Genomic DNA, 22761 nt, shown 5'->3' with positions numbered 1-22761 from the left:
GTTGGCTGCTTACCAGATCGTGTAACCGAAGGTGGCGCTACCGCTCGCCCCGCCGCTGTCGGTCGCAGTCACTGTCGCCGTGTAAGAGCCGCGGGTCGTCGGCGTACCTGACACCACTCCGGCCGCGCTGATGGACAAGCCTGCTGGCAGGCCTGTCGCCCGGAAGGTGATCGGCAGGCCGGCGCTCGAGGTGGCCCGGATCTGCAGTGGGAAGGACGACCAGCCCATGAACCCGTACTGGCTGCCCGGGTTCTGCACGGTCACGGTGCCCGTCGAGGAGCCCGTCACCGTCAGGCTGTAGGTCGCCTCGTGGCTGACCGCACCCGTGCCCTTCACGACCACCTGGTACGTCCCGGCCGGCGTTGTGGCCGACGTCGCCAGGGTGAGCGTGGAGGAGCTGCCCGACGTCACCGTTGACGGCGAGAAGGATGCGGTCGCACCCGACGGCAGACCGCTGGCAGACAGTTGCACCGACTGCGGGTCGCCGCTGCTGGTCGTAGTGCTGACCGTCGTCTGCACCGAGCTGCCCGGGGCAACCGACCCCGAGGTGGGGCTCAGTGCGAGCGAGAAGTCGCTGCCGGTCGGCGGGGCATCGCCGACTGCCAGCTTCCACAGCCCGTACGCCGCGGCGTCCGCGCTCCGGTCCAGCACCGTCGAGGAGATGTTCGACGGGTACTTGTCACAGGCCGAGTGGTAGCAGGAGTCGTAGGCCTGGTTGGCCGTGCCGCCCCACTTCTGCGCTTGTGCGGTGGTCTTGCGGGCACTGGCGCCGGATGCGACGCCACTGGTCGGGATACCCGCGTTCTTGAAGGATGCGTCGTCGGACCGGCCGACGCCTTCGGTGTTCTCCTCCGGCTGCAGGTTCAGGCCGTCGTAGAAGGCCTTCAGCACCTTGCCGGTGTCGGTGGTGATGTTGTTGACGAAGTAGCCGGCGTTGGTCGAGGAGACCATGTCGAAGTTGAAGTACGCCTTGATCTTCGCCTTGTCCGCCGAGGACAGCTGGCCGACGTAGAACTCGGAGCCGTTCAGGCCCTGCTCCTCATCGGTCCACCAGCCGAACCGGACGTGCTTGGCCAGTGCCGGCTTGTCCTTGGCCAGCTGCAGTGCGACCTCGAGGATCGTCGCTGATCCCGAGCCGTTGTCGTTGCTGCCCGGTCCGGCGCTGACGCTGTCGAGGTGCGCGCCGAGCATGACGACCTGGTTGGCGTCACCACCCGGGAAGTCCGCGATCAGGTTGTCCGACGGGTACTGACAGCTCGTGCAGCGTTGCTTGACGACCGTGTAGCCGGCGTCGCGCAGCTTCTGCTCGATGTAGCTGACCGACGCGGTGTGGCCCGCGCTGCCGGCCCGGCGGTTGCCGCCGTTGTTGTCGGCCGCCTGCTGCAGCGCGGCCAGGTGCGCCTTGACCTTCTCGACGTCGATGTCCGGTACGCCGGCGGGCGGGGTGGAACCGCCGACGGTGAGCCGGTACGTCGCGGTCTTGTCGACGTCCGTGCCGTCACCGGTGATCGTCACGTTGTACGCGCCTTCCGGCGTGCTCGACGTGGTGGCGATCGTGAGGCTCGACGAGTTGCCCGACTGGACCGAGCTCGGGTCGAAGGTCGCGGTCGCGCCGCTCGGCAGCCCGGTCGCGGTGAACCGGACGGTCTGGGCCGAGCCGCTGCCGATCACGGTGTTGACCGTGGCGGTCGCGCTCTCCCCCGGCTTGACCGACCCGCTGGCCGGTGAGACCGACAGGGTGAAGTCGTTGCCGCTCGGCGTACAGGTCGCTTCCCCGGACTGGGCGCCGACGGAGACGGCATCCCAAGCGGCCTTTACCTTGGCGTGCAACGCGCAACTGCTGTCCAGGTTCTTGGCAGCGGTGAGCGTGGTCGAACGCCACTTGCCGTAGGACATGTTCGACGTCTTGATCAGCATCGAGTTGTAGAACAGCTTGCCGGCTTCCTGGTGGCCGATGCCGGTCAGCGTGGTGTTGTTGCAGGTGGGGCTGGTCGGCTGGCCGTTGGTCGGGTTGGTGCCCTCGGCAAGCAAGTAGAACCAGTGGTTCATCGGGCCGGCCGACGCGTGGATCTCGCTCGGCAGGCTGGACGAGTTGCAGTCCGGGTGCCCGGAGACCTTCGACGGCTGGTACATGTACCGGATCGGGCCGCTGCCGGTCAGGTTGATCGTCTCGCCGATCTCGTAGTCCGGCTTGTCGTTGGCGTTGTTCAGGTAGAACTCGCTCAACGTGCCCCAGATGTCGGCGACGGCTTCCTGCGACGGGTAGCCGGAGATGCCGCCGGGCGTCATCGCGTCCAGGCCGTGCCCGTACTCGTGGGCGACCACGTCCGTCGCGGTGATCCAGTTGCGGGCGTTGTTGTAGCCGAAGACGACGCCGTCGGCGTTGTACTGCGAACCCCAGTAGGCGTTGACGTCGCCGAGCCCGACGAGCGCGTCGGCCCATTTGCCGTTGCCGTCGAGCCCGTTGCGGCCGTACCAGTTCTTCAGCATGTCCCACTCGCCGGCGGCGACGTACATGACGTCGGTGCAGCCGGCTTCCTTGTCGGTCTTCGACGTGCTGCCCCACACGTCGTCCGAGCCGGAGTAGGTGCTGCCGGTCGACTGGTCGCCACACCGCAGGTTGGGGCGGGCCGGGTCTGTCATCGAGTACGTCGTACCCGACTTGGTGGTACCGATGGTCAGGTTCGAGCCGTTCCAGATCCCGGTGCCGGTGCCGGCCGCGGTCTGCTCGATCGCCTGCAGGAACTTGCCGGTGCGCGCGTCGACGTACACCTTCTGCCGGCTCAGCTCGCCGTGGTTGCGACCCTGCACGATCGCTTCCCAGGCCAGTACCGGCTTCTTCGTACCGGCGTAGACGACCAGCGCCGGCTCACCAGGAGCCGCCTTGCCGTCGGTGATCGCCTTGAGGGCCGTCTTCTTGGCGGCGGCCCTGGTGACCACCGGGTGCCGGTCGACGGTGATGACGTCCTGCTGAGCCACGGTGAGGCTCTTGGCGTTGCCCAAGGCATCGGTCGCGACCACGAAGTCGCCACCGATCACGGGCAGGTCCTGGTACGTGCGCTGGTAGCTCACGTACTGCAGGCCCCAGGGCGTGCTGATGTCTTGCTGGCGGATGAACTGGTCGCTCGGACTCGCCTTGAGTTCGGCGACCCGGCCTTGGACCAGGCGGTCCGCCGTCTTGAGCGCGGCGGCTCGCGGATTCACCGGTGGTGCCGCGTCCTGCTGAGCAGATGCCGACGGCATCCTCATGGCGATCACCGCGGTGGCGGCTGCTGCCAGGCTCAGGACGCAACCGGCTGCGACGACGCGCAGGGCTGTGCTCTTCACTGGGACACTTCCTCACTGAGGGGGCGGGAGCCCCCGCCACGGGCCGGGGGGCTGCAATCCACGGCCGGCCGATGGCGGGGGCGAGGATGCCTGATGACGCACGTGGGCGTGCGCGCCGCAAGAGTTCCGTGGGCAGGTGGATGAACTCCCGGCTTCCTCTGTTGGAAGAGATTGACACCTGCGAGTTATGGCTGTCTTATCCCAGCAGGGCATAACCTCACCGCTATGGAGTTGGAGCTACGCCATCTGCGGGTCGTCTGCCGCCTCGCGGACACCGGCAGCGTCTCGAAGGCCGCGGCCGCCCTGGGCGTCTCGCAGCCGTCTTTGACCGCGCAGCTGCACAGAATCGAGGACGCGATCGGCGGCGTCCTGTTCGAACGCGGACCGTACGGCGTGGTCGCGACGCCCCTCGGCAAGCACGTGCTCGGCCGCGCCCGGGCGATGCTCGCCGACATGGACGAGCTCGTCGGCAGCAGTCGACGTTATACGGCTACGTCCTCCGTACTACGCCTCGGCGCGGTCCGGACCGTGATGTTCGGGGCCTGGCTGTCGCGACTCGAACAGCTCCTGCCGGGGCGCCAGATCGCGGCGCAGGTGGATCCGTCGTGCGCGGTACTGACTGATCTGCTGGCTGCCGACGTGGTCGACGTGGTGATGCTCGGGCGGTGTGACGATGCGTATGCGCCACCGTGTCCGCCGGGGATCCGCGAACAGACGATGGTCTGGCCCGAGCCCTTCGCGGTCGCGTTGCCCGCCGACCACCGGCTCGCGGGCAAGGACACGATCGACTTGGTGGACCTCGCCGAGGAGATCTGGATCTGCCCGCCGGCGGGCAAGGAGGACGGCGATCTCGCGTACCTGCGCAGCATCTGCGAGTCGGCCGGGTTCACGCCCGAGTTCCGCTACGCCAACCTCGACACGTCCGAGATCGAGCAGCTGATCGGGGCCGGGCGAGGTATCAGCCTGTGCGCGCCGACGGTGCGCGAGATCCCGAACACGATCGTGCTGCCGATCACCGGGGCGCCGCTGCTGTGGCGCCGGGCTCTTCGCTGGCGCGCCGACAGCACACCGCAGACGGACGTCGATCTCATCCATCGCGCGTTCACCGACGTCTACCGCCAGACCATCGCCACCCACGCCGCCACCCGGCCCTGGTGGTCCCTCAACCCAGGCGCACATCCGACCGTGCTCAACCCCATGAGCACCTAGAATCCGGTGCATGGACGTCACGCCTACCCGCCCCAAGGTCTTTTTGCTCGATGAGCAGGATCGCAATTTGGTTGCCAACGGCCCCGCCCTGACGGATCCGTCCGGCGCGCGGCACGACATCCCGCCGAAGGTCTACGAGGCGATGGCGTACGTCGAGGCCGCGCTGCGCGAGGGGTACGCCGTCCAGATCACGCCGCTGCGCCAGGAGCTGCCGATCGACGAGGCGGCCGACGCGGCGCTGATGCCGCGCAAGGAGCTCCGGCTGCTGGCCAGCCAGGGTGAGATCCCCTTCCGGTCGTCCGACTACGTCGACTGGGTGAAGCTGTCCGACGTACTGGCCCTGAGCGCCCGGCTCGACGCCGCGCGGGAGGAGATGCTCCAGTCGTTCGCCGAGGAAGAGTCGTGGGACGACCCGCAGGACGGTGACCGATGACGAATCCCCGGAGCGCGTTCCTCGACGCGAACGTCCTGCGCGGTCAGCTCACCACCGACATCATGATGAGCCTCGCCGCTGAGCGTCTGTACCAGCCGCAGTGGTCGCAGGACGTGCTGAACGAAGCCGGGCGCAACCGGCCGCCGGGAGTCAGCGAAGAGCAGGTCAACAAGCGGTTCGCGCAGATGAACAAGGTGTTCCCGGCCGCGATGACAACCGGGTACGAGGGACTCGCGCCGCAGATGCAGGCGGACGAGAAGGACAAGCACGTGCTGGCCGCGGCCGTTCAGGGTGAGGCGGACGTGCTGGTCACCGAGAACACCAAGGACTTCGACCCGCCGGCGACCGGGCCGCACGCGATGAAGGTCGAGCGGACGTCCGAGTTCCTGAACCAGCTCGCCGACGATCACCCGCGGGAGGTGGTCGGCGCGATGCAGAAGATGGTCGACCGCAACCGGCGGGCGCCGCAGACGATGCCCGAGCTGATCGACAAGATGGCGACCCAGCAGGACCTGAAGGGGTTCGCGCACAAGCTCAACTCGATGGTCCCGCCGGAGCAGCAGGGCTCACACCCGAATCTGCAGGTCTCGAAGGCGTCCCAGGCAGCCCTCCAGGGCACAGCCCCGGCCAGCCAGGCGGTGAGCACGCCAAGTGCTGCCCCCGAGGCCCGCAAGGCCGGCACCGACGGCCCAGAGAAGTCCACCGGCCAGGAGCGCTGACCCGGTCGGCCCAGCGTTGCCAAGCGGCAGCGCTGGTCCGGCCGACAGGTGGTCGCTGCCAAGCGGCAGCGCCGGGTCCGGGCGACAGGTGGTCGCTGCCGAGCGGCAGAGCTGGGTCCGGCCGACAGGTGGTCGGTGCCGAGCGGCAGCGCTGGTCCGGCCGAGCGGTGTCGCTCTTGGGCCTGCGCTAGCCCGGTCCCACGAGCGTTAGCTCTGGTCGGTCCAGGTCAGGCGGTAGGTGACTGCGCCGAAGCGGATGTGGTCGCCCGGGCGGACGCGGACCGGGGTGGTGATGCGCAGGCCGTTGAGGTGGGTGCCGTTCATCGAGCCGAGGTCGCGGAGCAGCCAGCCGTCGTCGACGTGGCGGAGCTCGGCGTGGAAGCGGGAGACGGACAGGTCGGTCTCCCGGAGCGTGGCGCCGGGGCCGCGGCCGATGCGGACCGTGGGTGAGTCCGGCGACGGCAGGGCCAGACCTTGCGGGCGGACGTACGGCGTCGTGGTGCGCGGGGTGATCGTGAGGCGCGGAATGCGGGCGAGCAGCCGGTTGAGCAGCTGGACGACGCGTGGCTCGGTGCCGGGGAGGTCGTGCGTCGCGTTGGCGAGCTCGCGGCGGCTCTGCGCGCGGAGTACGAAGTTCATCCGGCGGATGAAGGTGTCGTGCGAGAGCCGACCCGAGCCGGCTCCGTCACGCAGGATCGCGAGCGCCCGATCACGCTCGGCGTCCGAGGGACGCGCCAGCTCGATCCGATCCGCCGTCATGCCTGGATTGTCCGTGCCCCCGGGTTCACCTGTCCAGCGTGCCTCAAGGGCGCGCGGTCAGCACGTCGGCCAGGTCGAACTTGATCGGCTCCTCCAGCTGCTCGTAGGTGCACGACTCCGGCGTCCGGTCCTCCCGCCACCGCACGAACTGGGCCGTGTGCCGGAAGCGGACCCCCTCCATGTGGTCGTACTTCACCTCGACCACCCGCTCGGGCCGCAACGGCACGAAGCTGAGGTCCTTGCCCGCCTGCCACCGGCTGCCCTCCGCGTTGCGGGGCGTCCGGTTGCCCTCCTCCTGCTTCGCCCACGCCCACGGGTGGTCGTCGAAGTCGGTGACGAGCTCCTGCATCTCCACGAACAGCTCCTCACGACGAGCCATCGGGAATGCGCCGATCACGCCCACGCTGGCGAGCACGCCGTCGGCGTTGTACAGCCCGAGCAGCAGCGACCCGATCCGGTTCTCGCCGCTCTTGTGCACCCGGTACCCCGCGACGACGCAGTCCGCGGTCCGCTCGTGCTTGATCTTGAACATCGTCCGCTTGTCCGGCTCGTACAGGCCGTCGAGCGGCTTCGCGATCACGCCGTCCAGCCCGGCCCCCTCGAACTGGTGGAACCACTCCGTAGCGGTCGCCTTGTCGGTGGTCGTCCGGGTCAGGTGGATCGGCGCCGCGGCCTTGGCCAGCGCCTGCTCCAGCGCCTCCCGCCGCTCGGCGAACGGCCGGTCGGTGTAGTCGGTGTCACCGAGTGCGAGCAGGTCGAACGCGACGAACCGGGCCGGCGTCGTCTCCGACAGCATCTTGACCCGGGAGGCGGCCGGATGGATCCGCTGCTGCAGTACTTCGAAGTCGAGCCGGTCCCCCGACGCGCCGACCACGACGATCTCGCCGTCGATCACGCAGCGCTCCGGCAGGTTCGCCTTGATCGCCTCGACCAGCTCCGGGAAGTACCGGGTCATCGGCTTCTCGTTGCGGCTGCCGATCTCCACCTCGTCGCCGTCGCGGAAGATGATCGAGCGGAATCCGTCCCATTTCGGCTCGAAGCTGACGTTCCCGTCCGGGATCTGCTTGATCGGCTTCGCCAGCATCGGCGGGACCGGCGGCATCACGGGTAGCTTCATGGCGGCCATTCTGCCCCCATTTGCGGCCACCGAGGCCGAAGCGGGGGCATGATGGAGGCAATACCGACTGGTACGAACCGGAGGTACCGAGATGTACGACGTCGTACTGCTGGTCGAGCAGGAACTGACCGAGCCTGATGCCCAGCGGGTGGTCGAGCTGCACCAGGACATGCCGGAGCCGGTCAAGTACCACGTGCTCGTGCCGTGCCACAACGCCGAGGCCGGCGTCGAGGCGTCGATCAGCGCGCTCGGGACGGCGGATCTCTACGGGCCGGGACTCACCGAGCAGCGCGCGGACCTCGCCGAGGCACAGAAGGCGATCGACAGCGAGGCGACCGACTGCACCGGGCGCAGCATCCAGCGGCTCCGCGATCTCGGTCAGCAGGCCGAGGGCGGGATCTCGCACGACCGGCCGATCGACGCGCTGACGGCGACGGTGGACAAGGTCGGTGGGCGCGAGGTCATCATCCTCACCCGGCCGCACATCGTGGCGGAGTTCTTCCACCTCGACTGGACCAATTCGGCCCGCCGGCATCTCGGCGTACCGGTTCTTCATCTGCTGGAACAAGACGAAAAGTAGTCAGCCTCGTTAGACAGGTGTGAGTCCAACCCTCTACACGACGGACGAGGTCGCGGAGCTGCTGCGGATCTCGGTGTACGCCGTCTACAAGCACGTCGCGGCCGGGACTGTGAGCCCGCTGCGCACGCCAGGGCCGCTGCCTGCCGAGCTGCGCTTCACCAGTGACGACGTGGTGCGCATGCTGCTGGCGATGAGGCCGGCGGTCGCGGCGCCGGTGCGGCGCCATCTTGCGCTGGTCAGTGGATGAGCAGAGCGGCGTAGGTGCAGCCGGCCGCCAGCGCGGCGAAGACCAGGGAGAGCGTGGCCCGGAGGCTGTGCTCGCCGACCTTGCCGTAGTGGCGGCCGTCCTCGGAGTGGTACGCGAGTTTGTAGCCGGTGTAGCCGGCCCCTAGGACGAGCGCGAACTTGATCATCCGGCGGACTCCCCTCACGACCTCACGTCAGGACAAACGCTACCTGGTCAGGTGGTTACACGCCCGCGGCTGAGCCGGATTCGGCGAACTGGGTGCGGTAGAGGTCGGCGTACTCGCCGTCGAGGGCGAGGAGTTCCTCGTGCGTGCCCCGCTCGACGATGTTGCCGTGGTCAACCACCAGGATCTGGTCGGCGTTCCGGACCGTCGACAGGCGGTGGGCGATGACGAGCGAGGTCCGGCCCTCGAGGGCGGTGTCGAGTGCCTTCTGCACTGCGACCTCGGACTCGGAGTCGAGGTGGGCAGTCGCTTCGTCCAGTACGACGATGTGCGGCGCCTTCAGCAGGAGCCGGGCGATCGCGAGGCGCTGCCGCTCGCCGCCGGACAACCGGTGGCCACGGTCGCCGACGACTGTGTCCAGGCCGTCTGGGAGGTTCTTCACCAAGTCCCATACTTGCGCCGAGCGCAACGCGTTGGCCATCTCGTCGTCGGTGGCGTCCGGTTTGGCGTAGGCGAGGTTGGCGCGGATCGTGTCGTGGAACATGTGGGCGTCCTGCGTCACGTACCCGATCGCGTCGTGCAGCGACTCCAGGGTGACCTCGCGGACGTCCTCGCCACCGATTTTGACCGCGCCTCCCGTTACGTCGTACAGGCGGGCGACCAGGTTGGTGATGGTCGTCTTGCCGGCGCCGGACGGGCCGACCAAAGCGATCATCTGGCCCGGCTCGACGGTGAAGCTGATGTCTTCGAGGACCTGCGCGTTCACCCGCTTGTCGAGAACGGCCACGGACTCGAGGCTGGCCAGTGAGACCTCGTCGGCGGTCGGGTAGCCGAAGGCGACCTTGTCGAAGGTGACGGAGGCCGCGCCGGGCGGCAGCGGTTTGGCGTCCGGGGCGTTCTTGATCATCGGCTCGAGATCGAGGACCTCGAAGACTCGCTCGAAGGACACCAGCGCGGTCATCACGTCGACGCGGACGTTGGAGAGCGCGGTCAGCGGGCCGTAGAGCCGGCCGAGCAACGCGACCAGTGCGAGCAGGGTGCCGACGGTCAGGGTCTGGCGGACTGCGAGGTTGCCGCCGACGCCGTACACGAGAGCTGTCGCCAGCGCCGCGACCAGGGTCAGGGCCGTGAAGAAGACCCGCCCGAGCATGGCGATGCGGATGCCGAGGTCGCGGACCCGGCCCGACTTCTCGCCGAACTGGGCGTTCTCGATTTCGGGCTTGCCGAACAGGGTCACCAGGAGTGCGCCGCCGACGGAGAAGCGCTCGGTCATCGCGGTCGACATCTCGGCGTTCAGGGTCATCTGCTCGCGGGTCATCGCGGCCAGGCGGCGGCCGAGGTACCGGGCTGGGAGGAGGAAGACGGGGAGGAGCAGGATCGCGACGACGGTCAGTTGCCAGCTCAGGAGGAGCATCGCGCCGACGACGAGGATCAGGCTGATGACATTCGAGACGACGCCGGACAGGGTTGAGGTGAAGGCCTGCTGGGCGCCGATGACGTCGTTGTTGAGGCGGGAGACCAGGGCGCCGGTCTGCGTCCTGGTGAAGAACGCGACCGGCATCTTTTGGACGTGCGCGAAGACCTGCGTCCTGAGGTCGTAGATCAGGCCTTCGCCGATGCGTGCCGAGAACCAGCGCTGCATCAGGCCGAGTGCGGCGTCGAAGAGCGCGAGGAGCGCGACGATCAGGGCGAGGGCGGTCACCAGGCCGCCGTTGCCCTTGGTGATGCCGTCGTCGACGATCTTCTTGAACAGCAGCGGGGAGGCGATCACCAGGAACGCCGAGATGATCACCAGCGCCAGGAACGCGGTGATGTGCCACTTGAACGGCTTGGCGAACCGCAGGATGCGCCGCAGCGTGCCCTTGGCCAGCTTCTGATCGACCACCGACGCGTCCTGGCGCCGCCACATCATGGCGCTGCCACCGCCGCCCATTCGCATCCCTGAGGACATCCGGTCCCTCCCCACAGTCATCTCGTCAACGTTGACAACACCTGACGCCAGCTGTTGCTTCCCTGCCCTGCGGTTTCGCTCAGCCGAAGGCGGCGATCAGCTCGGCCAGGCGCCGCGCCTGGGCCTCGCGCTCTGCCTTCAGCTGCTCCTCGTACGTACGGTCCGCCGCGCCCAGCAGCAGCGCCTTCGTCTCCCGCACCGCACCGACCAGCGGCGACAACACGGCCTCCGACAGGTCCTTCACCGTCGCCGCCAGCTCTTCAGCCGGTACGACGATGTTGGCCAGCCCGATCTCCTTGGCCTCGGCCGCCTCGACCCAGCGCGACGTCACGCAGATCTCCAGGGCTCGCGAGTACCCGACCAGTTGCACCAGCGGTTGCGTCCCGCCCAGGTCAGGTACCAGCCCGAGCGCCGGCTCCCGCATGCTGAACTTCGCGTCCGGCGTCACCACCCGCAGATCGCAAGCCAACGCCAGCTGGAACCCGGCGCCGACCGCATGCCCCTGCACCGCCGCGATACTCACGATCTCCGGCTTCCTCAGCCACGAGAACCCACCCTGAAAATGCGAAATCAACTCCTGCAACTCGTCAGCAGGCCTCTTCCCCAGCGTGAGCAACGGCTCCTGCCCGTCGACCGGCTCCCCCATCATCAAATTGCGATCCAGCCCCGCCGAGAACGACTGCCCCTCCCCCGACACCACAACAACCCGAACCTCGTCAGGCAGGCTCGCCCCGAAGTCCGACAAGGCGGCCCACATCCCCGGAGTCTGCGCATTCCGCACCTCCGGCCGATCCAGCACCACCCGGGCCACAGCCCCCTCAACCGACAACCGCAATCCAAGTTCACCCATGCCAGGAACATACGTCACCACAACCCCACAGTCCGTGAGGCGTTCGTCGCACTCAGGCGGTCTTGGCCAGCAGCGCTTGGAGGCGGCGGAGGGTTTCGGGGGCGCCTAGGGCTTGGGTGGTGGCGTGTAGGTCGGGGCTGCGGGTGGAGCCGGTGATGGCTACCCGGACCAGCTGGGAGGCTTCGCGGATCGAGCCGGGGTAGGCGTCGGGGTTCTTCTTGTATTCCTTGGCGTTGGGGGCGAAGCCCTGCTTTACGGCCAGGTCCCGGATCTGGGCGAACCAGGCTTGGGGGTCGTCGAGGTGCTCGTAGCCGGCGATCAGCTCGGAGGCGAAGGAGGTGATGACGTCTGGCGCGACGTTCAGGGCGGCCAGGCGTTCGTCGGTGGGGCCGGCGACTGGGGTGAAGAGTTCGGGGAAGAAGAAGCCGTACTCGGGGCGGAAGGTCGACCACTTGCGGAGGTCCTTGCGGGGGTTGTCTACGCCGTCCCGCTCGACAGCCAAAGCACGTAGGGCGAGGTCGGGGTTGCTGTCGAGGACGGTGACCAGCTCGGGGTCGTACGTCGTCGCCCACACCCGCACGGCGTCGAAGATCTGCTGGCCGGTCAGCGTTGCGATGTGGTTGGCGCTGATGTCCTCGAGCTTGACCAGGTCGACGAGCGGGCCGGCGACGCCGCACTGGTCGAGGTGGATCGGGGCCGCCAGCGCCTCGGGCAGTGGGAGCTCGGCCAGTCGGCCGTTCGCGAGGCCGCGGAGGTAGTACAGGACCGCCTCGGCCGGGAAGCCCTCGGCGATGTAGAAGTCGACGCCGGCCTCGGGGTCCTTGCGCTTGGAGAGCTTTCGTTTGCCGCCGGGGATCTGCTTCATCAGCGGCGCGATGTGCGCGTACTCGATCGGCTCGAACTCCAGCGCCGCGAACAGCTGCTGGTGCAGCGGTACCGACGAGATCCACTCGTCGCCGCGGATCACCAGGTTCACCCGCATCAGGTGATCGTCGACGGCGTGCGCGAAGTGGTACGTCGGGAGCCGCGGCGACTGGTCCGACGACTTGAGGATGACCGCGTCGTTCCGGTTGGCCTCGTGCTCGAGCCGGCCGCGGATCGCGTCCACGAACGACGCCCGCTGCCCGTCGGCACCGTCGGGAGCGCGGAAGCGGACGACGTACGCCGCGCCTTCGGCGAGCTTGGCCTCGACATCGGCCGCCGGTGCGTCGCGCCAGATCGCCCACTTGCCGTAGTACCCGCTCGGAACCTTGGCCGCCTGCTGACGCTGGGTCGTCTCGGCGAGCTCCTCCTTGGTGGCGAAGCACAGATACGCCTTGCCCTGCCGGAGCAGCTCCCGGACGAAGCTCAGGTAGATCTGCTCGCGCTGCGACTGCAGGTACGGACCATAGGAACCGTGGTTCGCGTCCTCGTCGGAGTCGATGCCGAAGTACGCGAACCCGCGCGCGAACTGCTCGAGCGCGCCCTCCACCTCCCGCGACTGGTCGGTGTCCTCGACGCGGACCAGATACACCCCGCCGGTGTTCGTCGCGATATCGCGGTCGATCATCCCGACGTAGATGCCGCCGATGTGAATGAATCCGGTCGGCGACGGCCCGAGCCGCGTGACCTTCGCCCCGTCCGGCAACTCGCGCTGCGGGAACTGCTCCTCCCAGTAGGCCGGTTCCGGCAGGTCAGCGGGAAAAAGAGCGTCGACGTTCATGCGCGCAAGCCTAGAGTGCGTGGGTGGACTTTTCGTCTCTCGGTACGCCGATCAGGCCGATGACCCGTGTGCACGGCGGATTCGCCAACCGGATGTACCGGCTCGACACCGACCAGGGATCGTTCGCGGTGAAGGAACTGAACGTCGCCGACCGCCGCTGGACCTACCGCGTCGAGGACGTCTTCAGATTGGAGCGCGCAGCCTTCGCCGCTGGCATCCCGATGCCGGAACCGATCTCGGCCGACCACCAAACCCTGGTCCATCGCTGGGTCGACGGCGAGAAGGTGCCCGAAGCACCGGTGTCGGAGGCATACGCCTTCGAGGTCGGCGAGATCCTCGCCCGTATCCACGCGTTGGACGTCGAGTGGACCGCTTCAACCGAGGAACCCACGCCCCAGGACTGGCCCGTACTCGCCCAGCGCGCGGCGGAAACCGACCAGCCGTGGGCCGGCGAACTCGCCTGCCAGGTCGACACCTTCCTGGCAATCGCCCATTTCGTCGACACCTGCGAACGGCCCGGCCCCGTCGTCCTGACCCACAAAGACATCCAGCCCTGGAACCTCCTCGCCCGAGACGGCCGCCCGGTAATACTCGACTGGGAACTCTCCGGCCTACTGGACCTCTCCGGCGAACTAGGCTCCACCGCCCTCAGCATCGCCAAGGGTCCCGGCCTGGACACCATCGACCCCACGATCTTCCGCGCAGTCCTCAACGGCTACACCAACGCCGGCGGCGCACTCCCCCCACCCGGCCCCAGCTGGTTCGCCTACCTGATCGGCGGCTGGCTAGGCCACACCAGATGGAACATCCTCCGAGCCCTAGCCGGCACCGAAGCATCCACAGGCCCCGACCTCGCCCTCTCACATGAGTCCGCACGTGCCGGCATCCAAGGCCTCCCCGACCTGTACGCCCGCCTCCCAGCCCTCCAGACACTGCTCGCCTGACGGCCTCCCACCCCGACCACGCGGTCGTCGGTGGGGTCAGGCGAGGGAGACCAGGTCTGCGTAGTCGTTGGTCCAGAGGTCTTCTACGCCGTCTGGGAGGAGTAGGACGCGCTCGGGCTCGAGGGCTTCTACCGCGCCTTCGTCGTGGGTCACCAGGACGATGGCGCCCTGGTAGGCGCGGATTGCGTTGAGGACCTCGGTGCGGGATGCGGGGTCCAGGTTGTTGGTGGGCTCGTCGAGAAGGAGCACGTTGGCGGCGGAGACAACGAGCGTGGCCAACGCCAGGCGGGTCTTTTCGCCACCGGAGAGGACGTTGACGGGCTTGTCGGCGTCGTCGCCGCTGAACAGGAAGGAGCCGAGGACCGAGCGGGCCTGGGTTTCGTTCAGGTCGGGGGCCGCGGACTTCATGTTCTCGATGACCGTGCGGTTGACGTCCAGGGTTTCGTGTTCCTGGGCGTAGTACCCGAGCTTGAGGCCGTGGCCGTCGATGACCTCGCCGGTGTCCATCTTCTCGATGCCGGACAGCACCCGGAGCAGGGTCGTCTTGCCGGCGCCGTTGAGGCCGAGTACGACGACGCGCGAGCCGCGGTCGATGGCGAGGTCGACGTCGGTGAAGATCTCCAGCGAGCCGTACGACTTCGACAGCTCCTTGGCCATCAGCGGGGTCTTGCCGCAGGCGGCCGGCGTCGGGAAGGAGATCTTCGCGACGCGGTCCGACTGGCGCTCGTCCTCGAGCCCGGCCATCAGCTTCTCGGCCCGCTTGAGCATCTGCTGCGCGGCGGTCGCCTTGGTCGCCTTGGCGCGCATCTTGTTCGCCTGGGCGATCAGCTGCGACGCCTGCTTCTCGGCGTTGCCGCGCTCGCGCTTGCGGCGGCGCTCGTCGGTCTCGCGCTGCAGCAGGTACGCCTTCCAGCCGACGTTGTAGATGTCGATCTCGGCCCGGTTCGCGTCCAGGTGGAAGACCCGGGTGACGGTCTCCTCGAGCAGGTTCACGTCGTGGCTGATCATGATCACGCCACCGGGGTAGTTCTTCAGGAAGTCACGCAGCCAGACGACGGAGTCGGCGTCCAGGTGGTTGGTCGGCTCGTCGAGCAGCAGCGTCTCGGCCTGGGCGAACAGGATCCGGGCCAGCTCGACCCGGCGCCGCTGACCGCCGGACAGCGTTCCCAGTGGTTGCCCCAGCACCCGATCCGGCAGGCCGAGGTTGGCCGCGATACGGGCCGCTTCGGACTCCGCGGCGTACCCGCCAGCGGCGTGCAGGTCGGCTTCGGCGCGCTCGTACCGCCGCATGCCCTTCTCGCGGGTCTTGTCGTCGGCGCTGGCCATCGACTTCTCGGCGTTGCGCATCCGCCGGACCACCTCGTCCAGCCCGCGTGCGGCCAGGATCCGGTCCCGGGCCAGCATCTCGAGGTCGCCGGTGCGCGGGTCCTGCGGCAGGTAGCCGATCTCGCCCGAAGACGTCGCCGAGCCGGACGCGGGCAGGCTCTCGCCGGCCAGGATCTTGGTCAGCGTGGTCTTACCGGCGCCGTTCCGCCCCACCAGCCCGACCTTGTCGCCTGGGCCGACGCGGAAAGAGGCAGGCGAGAGCAGTTGCCTGGCCCCGACGCGTACCTCGAGGTTGGTGGCTGTGATCATGGCGGCGCAGGTGTCCTCAGGTCGGAATGAACGGGCTCGGTCGGGCGGGCGGCAGCGGCGAGATGCGGGCAGCGCCGCGCGCCGCGTCACAAGGCAGCCTCTTGCGGCGACGAGGTCTAGTGTATGTGCTGTGAAATTCAACCCTGACGCCGACTTGGACACCAGCGGCGTCGAAGACACCCGAGGCAGTGGCGGTGGAGGCGGCGGGCTGCTTCCGGGCGGGATGGGAATCCCGGTCGGCGGCGGGATCGGCGGCGTCATCCTGCTGGTCGTCATCCTGCTCCTGAACGGCACCCTCGGCGGCGGAGGCGGCAGCGACCAGCCCGCGGCCAGGAACACGGCGGCGGGCAATCTGGGCTCCTGCAAGACCGGCAAGGACATCAGCCAGAACCCGGACTGCGCCTTCGTCGCGTACCAGAACTCGATCGAGGGCTTCTGGGCCGCAGAGCTCCCCCGCCGCGGCAAGAAGTACACCAAGGCGCCGATGCGGGTCTTCAGCAACTCGGTCAACACCGGCTGCGGGCCGGCGACGGCGGCCGTCGGGCCGTTCTACTGCCCACCGGACAAGAGCGTGTACCTGGAGCTGGGCTTCTTCAAGACGCTGGAGACCGACCTGGGCGCGAAGGGCGGCCCGTTCGCCGAGGCGTACGTCGTGGCCCACGAGTACGGCCACCACGTCCAGGACCTGTACGGCATCCTCGACCGGATCAAGTCCCGCGAGGGCGCCAACTCCGACTCGGTCCGGTCCGAGCTCCAGGCCGACTGCCTGGCCGGTATCTGGACCAACCACGCGACGACGGTCCCGACCAAGAGCGGCAAGCCGTTGATCACCGAGCTGTCCCAGGACGACATCGAGCGCGGCCTCGACGCCGCCGCCTCGGTCGGCGACGACCGCATCCAGGAGAAGACGCAGGGCCAGGCCAACCCCGAGTCCTTCACCCACGGCACCGCGGCGCAGCGGATGAAGTGGTTCCAGATCGGTATGGATTCCGGCGACATGACCCGCTGCGACACCTGGTCGGCCGACCCGCTCTGACCCCGCGACAGCAAACCGCCCCCGGGAGGAGTTCCTCCCGGGGGCGGTTTCTTGCTTGAGGGCCGGTACTACGCGACGGCCGCCGGCCGGTGATACCCCGGCAGCAGTTCGTCGACCAGAGCGTCCGTCTCGGCCTCGGCCCCACGCGGGGCGCCGTGCTTGGCCAGGGCGGCGTACATCTGGGCGGCGACGTTGCCCACATCCTCCGAGGTACCGAAGTGAGCGGCCAGCCGCAGCGTGGCCCGCCACAGGTCCTCCGAGGCCGGCGAGAAGCTCAGACCGGTCTGGAGGGCCGTACGGGCCAGGTTGCCGTCGTTGTGGCGCAGGCTGGCCTCTGCCAGGCGCAGTGCCGCGTCGACGACCGACTCAGCCATCTTGCGCTCGACACCGGACGCCGCCAGCCACGAGTAGCGGCCTGCGGGCAGGTTCGACCAGGACTGGCCGTGCACCAGGCTCAGAGCCGTCGACAGCGGGCCACGCGGGTCCTCCATCATCGACGCCTGCTTGGCCAGCGTGCGGAAGACGTCCCAGTCGACCCGGACGACGCTGCGGTTCAGCAGCCAGCGGCCGGATTCGTCGGCGTACATGGCGTCCACACCGACCCAGTTGCGGGTGTGCTCCAGCGCCGCGTTGCGCAGCTCGTCGCTGATGCCCCGCGGCCAGATCGCGCCGGCCAGCACGTTCGGGTGTACGCCGTAGTCCTGGCTGGCCAGGAACGCCACGATCTCCGTCGACAGCGCGACCCGACCTGGGTCGATCTCGCCGCGCGCGTCTACCTCGACCGGGCCGAGCAGGTCGATCTCGACCGGCGCAGGCTGGCTGAGGTCGGTCGCGGAGAACTCGTACGCCGGCATGTCCAGATCCGCGCGCCGCTTGTCCAGCGCCTCCGCCTCGGCCACGCCGAACAGCGCGACCAGGTCGGCGAACTGGGACGGGTTGATGCTGTGGGCATCGACCTCGAGGCCGAGCAGCCGGCAGACAGCCTGGTTCTTCTCGTCCACCACGAACCGCCACGGCGAGCTCATCACGTCGCCGACCACGACCACCGCGACGCTGCGCTTCGAGTCCGCGGCCAGCTTCGCGAGCTTCGCCTCTTCCTCGGGCGACGGCGGCGCGGAGACGAAGATGATCTCGGCACCCCACAGCTGCGCGTCCGGGAACGCCATCCGCGCGTCGGCCACCGAGTCGGCGTCCCGCCGCCCACAGGCCTGCACCTGAGCATCGGTACGCCGGGTTACCTCCCGCAGCGCATCGTCCAGGCTCACCCAGTAGCTCAACCGGCTCGGCGCCAGCGTCGACAGGTCGTCACCGAAGCCGACCATGCTGATGTGAGCGCCTTCGGACCACAGGTTCGTGGCCAGCTCGGCCGCCAGCGAGCCGACGACGTCGCGGGAGGCGTTGGTGACGCCACCGAAGCTGACGATGCCGTCCGCGGTGTCGAGGTCGACCAGCACGGTCGCGCCGTCGGCGTTGCTGCCGAGCGTCACGAGCGTCGGGTAGGGAGCGGGCGCGTCCACATCGCCCTCAGGTCCGTACGCACGGCGCAGTACCCATCGAGTGCCGTCGGCAATGGCCTGCCACGGGCCAGGAGGCGCAGCCTGCGTCTCGCCCGGCTCCAGTACCAGCGTCAGCGCCCGATCGGTCACCAGCGCGGCGACGACGGTCGGCATGACCCGGTTGTCGTTGGTCATCGTGGCACCCAGCGAACGCAGCGCGTTGTCGACGAACCGAGCAGTCGGTACGTCGGACGCCAGCCGCAGCCCGATCTCGGTCTGCCGGTGCCCCGCCGCCTTCGGACCCGGACCCTGGGCCCAACCGCGACGACGCTTCAGCGCGATGGCCAGACCAGCGGCGAGCAACGTCGCCCCGAGGCCGTAGATCCCGGCCTGCTGGACGTCGAACCCGCTTGCCGCCGGCGCCTCGACCTTCGCGCCGTCCACGGCCGGGTTGGCGGCCTCGGTGCCCGTCGTCTCCGGCGTGGACGCGTCAGGCTTGGTCGTCGTACCGGCCACGCCGACGGACGAACCGGCCTCTTCATGCTCGAACCAGCGACTGCCGACCGCGTTCGTGCCTTCCTCGGCGGTCCGCGTCTCGGTCGCCGGGTGCGCCTGGGCGGTCGGCCGCTCAGCGGGCTTGGCCACCGGCTTGGCGGCGGGCTTCCCAGCCGGGCTCGTGGTGGTCTTGCCGGCCGGGTGGTGGTCCACGTTGACGAGGACGGTGTGCACGCCGGCGCCCTTGGCGTCAGCGGGCAGCCGCACCTGCCAGCCCGGCAGGATCAGATCCGGGTTGGTGAGGCGGCGACCGTCTGGCTGCAGCTTGTTGTGGTTGAGGTCGTAGATCTCCTTGTACCGCCGGCCCTCGCCCAGGTACCGCTCGGCGATGTCCCACAGGCAGTCGTAGTTACGCCCCTGTGGCGGCCGGACCTCCGTGTACTTGACGACCTGACCGGTGTGGTCGCTGTTCGTCCGTACGCCGGTGTGCGTGTGCTTCACGGTCGGCGCGACGCCGATCTGCACCGAGCTGCGCGGCTCGGTCTGCCGGAACGACTCGACCGAGCTGTTGTCGTTGCCCTGGGCAACGCTCACTGACGTCGGGTTGCCGACGGATGTCGCCGTCACCGCGTTGGCGACCGGCAGCGTGACGCTGGCGGTGCCCGCGATCAGCACAACACCCGCGATCAGCCGGCGGGCCAGCGTCTGCGAGCCGCCGCCGAGTGGGATCCGTGGTGACAGGCCATGGCCCCGGACCTCCGCGACTGCCTCGGCGAGCAGGCAGATCACGAAGTGCAGCCACGCCACCCAGATGAAGAACGCGATGATGCCGATGATCGTCTTGGCGCTCAGCTCGTCGAACAGCACGTCCCGGCTCGGCATCCGGCTCGGCCACGGCTTGCCGAAGTAGGTCAGCAGAACGTACGGAACACCGCCGACGATCGCGACGATCGCCAGCAGCGAGGCCAGGCCCTTCAGCCGGTCGCCGGCTCCTCCGCCGGCCCGCTGCGGCAGCCGTGCGTTCCGCACCGGCTCACTCGTCTTCACCATCGTCGCCCCTCCCTTACCCACCGATTGCCTGAACTTCCTGCACAGGCAGGCGCTGTACCGCGTGAATCTCGGCCTGGCCGACCGGGTTCCAGGTCGGCCCACCCTTCCAGTAGTCCACCGACCAGGTGATGGTCAGCTTCACCGTGTACATCCCGTCCGGCTGACTCGCGCTCGACTTGGCGTACTTGTGCGAGCAGGTGCTCATCTGGTGGAACGGATCGTTCGTCCCGTCGTACCCGTCGTCGTTGTCGTCCTTCTTGCCGACACCCATCAGGCAGGTGAAGGGCTCGGTGCCGTCACCCGGATCGACCACCATCGACGTGACCAGCCCACGCATCGTCAGGTTGTGGGTCGCGTCGTAGAAGGCGCTGTTCAGCTCCGGGTCGCCCTGCTCGTTCTTCAGGATCATCGAACTCTCGCGGGTCAGCGAGAAGTAGGCCGGAACGTTCACCCGCGGTGTGTAGGTCGGCATCACCTGCAGAGCCGGGTCGGGATAAGTACTGGCGAACTCGGCCCAGAACGGGTCCATGTAGTCCTCGTCGCGGCACTGGTTGCGCTCGTCACCCGAGACCGGCACGATGGCCCGCTCCAGGTGCACGTTCTCACCGCCGTTGACCGTGTTGAGGTCGTAGTCCTCGATCGTCACCCGCAGCACCCAGGTCTTGCCATCCGGCGCCGGACCGAGCTTGATCCCCTTGGGGATGTCGAAGTCACGGCACGGGATGAAGATGTTGTTGCCGAGTCGCGCTTTCCAGGTCGGCGGCGGCGAGCCACCGAAATAGGCCGCACCCGAACTGCAGAAGGCGCCGAAGCCGATGCTGTTGACGTACATACTGCAGACCCGGTCGCCCTCGCTGATCGTCTCCGCGCTGGCGGTCGAGGCCGGGTAGACACCCAGAAGGGCAAGCACGGTGGTCAGGGTGATCAACCCTCGGCTCACTCGGTTGCGCATCCTCACTCCAGAGTCTCGGTCGGCTACTCGTAGGTTATGTTCAGCCAGGGGCATCATGCCCGGTGAACGCTGTCCAGTCACGCCGTTGCGCAAATGGTTATGCAGTGGTCTAGGCCGGATAACGCACCTTGCCGCAGCTGATCCCCTTCGACGGCGCGACCCGGTAGGGCAGCCACCCCAGCCCGGTCCGGACCATGTCCAGTGCCTGCGGCGTCCCCTTCGGCGCGGGCACCACCCAGCTCTTCGTCTTCGGGTTCCAGAACTGGGTGGTCTGGGACAGGCACAGCTTCAGCCGGACGATTCCGAGCGGCTGGTTCGAGGTGCCCATCACGACCACACTGCCCGGTGGCTTCATCACCCACCCGTTCCGCTTGGCGTCGTCGACGGCCTGCGACGTGTCGGCGTAGAAGTAGGCCGGGAAGTTGTTCTGGATGATCTTGGAGTCCCGGGCGACCAGGGCGCTGAAGTAGACCGGGTAGCTCGTCACGAGGCCTTGGACGGCGGGGATCGACGCGAAGTTCCCCGGTACGACGATCACCTGGTTCGCCGGCGGTGGCGGCGCGGCGGTGACGGGCGGCGCCGAGGTCTTGCCGGTGGGCGCTGACGTGGGGTCGGCGGACGGCGTACGGCTGAGGGTGATCGTGGGCTCCGAATCGCCGCCACCGTCGCCGACGGGTACCGGCATGCCGCCGTCGTCCTTACTGCCGCCGCAGGCGGACAGCAGCAGGGTTGCGGCCAGCAGGATGGCTGGGATGCCGGCACGTCGCACGACTCGGGCTCCTCGAAGGTCGGTCATCAGTTGGCTCCCGGGGGCTGGGAGTTCTGCGGTACACCAGCGGGGGCGCCGCCGCCCGGCTTGGTGGTCTTCGTCTTGGTCGGTTTCGGAGTGCTGGATGGCGGCGGGCGCTTCGTCGGCGGCGTTGTCGGCTTCGTCGGAGGCGTGGTCGGTGGGGTGCCGGGCGCCGACGGGGTCCCGCTCGGCGTACAGGTCGCCGGGAACGGGAACGGAAGGGTCCAGATGGGGGTCGGCGAGCCTTCGTACCAAGGGGACGGGCACGGAAGGTCGAGGGTCGGCGGGACGGCGATGCTGGTGGGGATGTTGCCGGGGCCGTCGGTGCGGCCGCTGACGACGATCGGGGGGATCTTGGGGCTGTCGTCGGCCTTGTTGACGCCTTGTTCGGCGTGCGCCTCGCCGGTGCCGGTGGCGTCGAGGTGGCCGATGCCGACCATGCCGAGGAAGGTCGTCTGGTTGCCGATGACCACCTGGACCTTGAGGCCGTCGTCGGTCAGCTCGGTGGCGCCGCAGCTCTGGACTGCTTTGTCGTTGGACGAGACCTCGGCGCAGAACGCGGCGACCGCGGCGCCGGCCTTGGTGGTGTCGATCTTGGCTTCGGTGGTGTTCAGCTGGATGGTGGCCGCGCCGACGCGGGCCGCCTCCTGGGCGTACCCGACCGCGCGCGACTTGGCGCCGAGCTGGCGGCCGCCGTCGATGACGAGGCCGGCCAGCGTGAAGATCATCACCGCGAGAATCGCCACGGCCGGGCTGAGCGCGCCGCGATGGTTGCGTGGGGCATCGACTCGCAGGAACCCGACGAGCCGCGCCACGGGCTCAGGGAGTGTCGCCACTGCGCACTCCTCGGTAGGGGTCGATGGATGAGCTGAACCGCTTGGTGATCGTGGTGTCGCCGCCGATGCCGAGCAGACCCAGGTCGCGGTAGTTGATCGTGCAGGTCACCTCGACCGACAACGTCGCCCCCGCCGCGAACGCGCTCGTGATGCTCCCGCCCGCGCTGTCCTTACAGGACTTCACAGCCTGATCCATGGTCCGCGTCACAGCGGAATCCACCTGCGTCTGAGCATCCCCCAACGACCGGGTCTGACTGGCCGACCGGGCGCCGTCCCGCGCCGCGTTCTCCAGCAACGAAGACGTCTGGAAATACCGCCCACAAGCCAGCAGAAACATAAACAGAATCAGCAGCAACGGCGCCAGAATCACCATCTCCAACGCCATCGTCCCGCGCTCACCACGTGCGCGCGGGCAGGCGTCAGCACCGCGGGGAGCGCGGGGGCGGCGCGTCCTGATCGGGTTCATGCCT

20 protein-coding genes are annotated in these 22761 nt (G+C 68.6%); 7 read left to right on the top strand and 13 right to left on the bottom strand.

Features of this window, described 5'->3' with window-relative positions; all coding sequences use genetic code 11:
* Positions 1-9 precede the first annotated feature (9 nt).
* Positions 10-3327: a M28 family peptidase gene (locus tag ABD768_RS01480; protein WP_344836436.1), complete on the bottom strand. Its 3318-nt coding sequence runs from the start codon at positions 3325-3327 to the stop codon at positions 10-12.
* Positions 3328-3552: 225 nt separating this feature from the next.
* On the opposite strand from ABD768_RS01480, the gene ABD768_RS01475 reads away from it, so the two are divergent.
* From ABD768_RS01475 to ABD768_RS01465, 3 genes are read left to right on the top strand one after another with little or no spacing between them, the layout of a single operon-like run.
* On the top strand, positions 3553-4536 hold the full coding sequence (locus ABD768_RS01475; RefSeq protein ID WP_344836434.1) for a LysR family transcriptional regulator: 984 nt from the start codon (positions 3553-3555) through the stop codon (positions 4534-4536).
* Positions 4537-4546: 10 nt separating this feature from the next.
* On the top strand, positions 4547-4969 hold the full coding sequence (locus tag ABD768_RS01470; RefSeq protein ID WP_343972261.1) for a hypothetical protein: 423 nt from the start codon (positions 4547-4549) through the stop codon (positions 4967-4969).
* A complete protein-coding gene (locus ABD768_RS01465) occupies positions 4966-5688 on the top strand; it encodes a PIN domain-containing protein (protein WP_343972264.1) in 723 nt (240 codons plus the stop codon). Before ABD768_RS01470 ends, ABD768_RS01465 begins: the two co-directional genes overlap by 4 nt.
* A 207-nt stretch (positions 5689-5895) precedes the next feature.
* Here ABD768_RS01465 and ABD768_RS01460 read toward each other — a convergent pair whose 3' ends face one another.
* Both ABD768_RS01460 and ABD768_RS01455 read right to left on the bottom strand, forming a co-directional pair.
* Complete coding sequence (locus ABD768_RS01460) at positions 5896-6447, bottom strand: FHA domain-containing protein (RefSeq protein WP_343972267.1); 552 nt, start codon at positions 6445-6447, stop codon at positions 5896-5898.
* A 43-nt stretch (positions 6448-6490) separates the two neighbouring features.
* Positions 6491-7564, bottom strand: coding sequence for an ATP-dependent DNA ligase (locus ABD768_RS01455; protein ID WP_343972269.1), 1074 nt, complete (start codon positions 7562-7564; stop codon positions 6491-6493).
* Positions 7565-7655: 91 nt separating this feature from the next.
* Here ABD768_RS01455 and ABD768_RS01450 point away from each other — a divergent pair, with 91 nt between their 5' ends.
* The gene (locus ABD768_RS01450; protein WP_343972272.1) at positions 7656-8144 is read left to right on the top strand and encodes a hypothetical protein; all 489 of its coding nucleotides are present in this window, start codon (positions 7656-7658) and stop codon (positions 8142-8144) included.
* A 19-nt stretch (positions 8145-8163) separates the two neighbouring features.
* Positions 8164-8391, top strand: a complete 228-nt coding sequence (locus ABD768_RS01445; protein ID WP_343972275.1) for a helix-turn-helix domain-containing protein — start codon at positions 8164-8166, stop codon at positions 8389-8391.
* Here ABD768_RS01445 and ABD768_RS01440 read toward each other — a convergent pair.
* From ABD768_RS01440 to ABD768_RS01425, 4 genes are read right to left on the bottom strand one after another with little or no spacing between them, the layout of a single operon-like run.
* Complete coding sequence (locus tag ABD768_RS01440; RefSeq protein WP_343972278.1) at positions 8381-8557, bottom strand: hypothetical protein; 177 nt, start codon at positions 8555-8557, stop codon at positions 8381-8383. The two genes, ABD768_RS01445 and ABD768_RS01440, sit on opposite strands and share 11 nt — an antisense overlap.
* A gap of 55 nt (positions 8558-8612) precedes the next feature.
* Positions 8613-10526 carry an ABC transporter ATP-binding protein gene (locus ABD768_RS01435; protein ID WP_344836427.1) on the bottom strand — a complete coding sequence of 638 codons (1914 nt, stop codon included), beginning with the start codon at positions 10524-10526 and terminating at the stop codon, positions 8613-8615.
* A gap of 58 nt (positions 10527-10584) precedes the next feature.
* The gene (locus tag ABD768_RS01430) at positions 10585-11355 is read right to left on the bottom strand and encodes an enoyl-CoA hydratase/isomerase family protein (protein ID WP_344836424.1); all 771 of its coding nucleotides are present in this window, start codon (positions 11353-11355) and stop codon (positions 10585-10587) included.
* A 52-nt stretch (positions 11356-11407) separates the two neighbouring features.
* Positions 11408-13057 (bottom strand): glutamate--tRNA ligase, encoded by a 1650-nt coding sequence (locus tag ABD768_RS01425; protein ID WP_344836421.1) that lies wholly within the window; start codon positions 13055-13057, stop codon positions 11408-11410.
* 23 nt (positions 13058-13080) lie between these two features.
* Between ABD768_RS01425 and ABD768_RS01420 the strand changes: the two genes are divergently transcribed.
* A complete protein-coding gene (locus tag ABD768_RS01420) occupies positions 13081-14001 on the top strand; it encodes a phosphotransferase family protein (protein WP_344836419.1) in 921 nt (306 codons plus the stop codon).
* A 36-nt stretch (positions 14002-14037) separates the two neighbouring features.
* Here ABD768_RS01420 and abc-f read toward each other — a convergent pair whose 3' ends face one another.
* Positions 14038-15636: a ribosomal protection-like ABC-F family protein gene (abc-f, locus tag ABD768_RS01415; protein ID WP_343972292.1), complete on the bottom strand. Its 1599-nt coding sequence runs from the start codon at positions 15634-15636 to the stop codon at positions 14038-14040.
* Between the two features lie 130 nt (positions 15637-15766).
* On the opposite strand from abc-f, the gene ypfJ reads away from it, so the two are divergent.
* Positions 15767-16672 (top strand): KPN_02809 family neutral zinc metallopeptidase, encoded by a 906-nt coding sequence (gene ypfJ / locus ABD768_RS01410; RefSeq protein WP_343972295.1) that lies wholly within the window; start codon positions 15767-15769, stop codon positions 16670-16672.
* Between the two features lie 68 nt (positions 16673-16740).
* Here ypfJ and ABD768_RS01405 read toward each other — a convergent pair whose 3' ends face one another.
* From ABD768_RS01405 to ABD768_RS01385, 5 genes are all read right to left on the bottom strand, one after another.
* Entirely contained in the window at positions 16741-19713 is a 2973-nt protein-coding gene (locus ABD768_RS01405) for an AfsR/SARP family transcriptional regulator (RefSeq protein WP_344836416.1), read from the bottom strand.
* Between the two features lie 13 nt (positions 19714-19726).
* A complete protein-coding gene (locus tag ABD768_RS01400) occupies positions 19727-20665 on the bottom strand; it encodes a hypothetical protein (protein WP_343972300.1) in 939 nt (312 codons plus the stop codon).
* Between the two features lie 109 nt (positions 20666-20774).
* Positions 20775-21461 carry a hypothetical protein gene (locus ABD768_RS01395; RefSeq protein WP_343972302.1) on the bottom strand — a complete coding sequence of 229 codons (687 nt, stop codon included), beginning with the start codon at positions 21459-21461 and terminating at the stop codon, positions 20775-20777.
* The gene (locus tag ABD768_RS01390) at positions 21461-22291 is read right to left on the bottom strand and encodes a TadE/TadG family type IV pilus assembly protein (protein WP_344836413.1); all 831 of its coding nucleotides are present in this window, start codon (positions 22289-22291) and stop codon (positions 21461-21463) included. Before ABD768_RS01390 ends, ABD768_RS01395 begins: the two co-directional genes overlap by 1 nt.
* Positions 22275-22757 (bottom strand): TadE/TadG family type IV pilus assembly protein, encoded by a 483-nt coding sequence (locus ABD768_RS01385; RefSeq protein ID WP_343972306.1) that lies wholly within the window; start codon positions 22755-22757, stop codon positions 22275-22277. Before ABD768_RS01385 ends, ABD768_RS01390 begins: the two co-directional genes overlap by 17 nt.
* Positions 22758-22761: the final 4 nt, after the last annotated feature.

This window comes from Kribbella ginsengisoli (genome assembly GCF_039537185.1).
Lineage (GTDB): Bacteria > Actinomycetota > Actinomycetes > Propionibacteriales > Kribbellaceae > Kribbella > Kribbella koreensis.
Note: the sequence above shows the minus strand (reverse complement) of the source record. Positions and strands in the feature narration are given on the sequence as shown.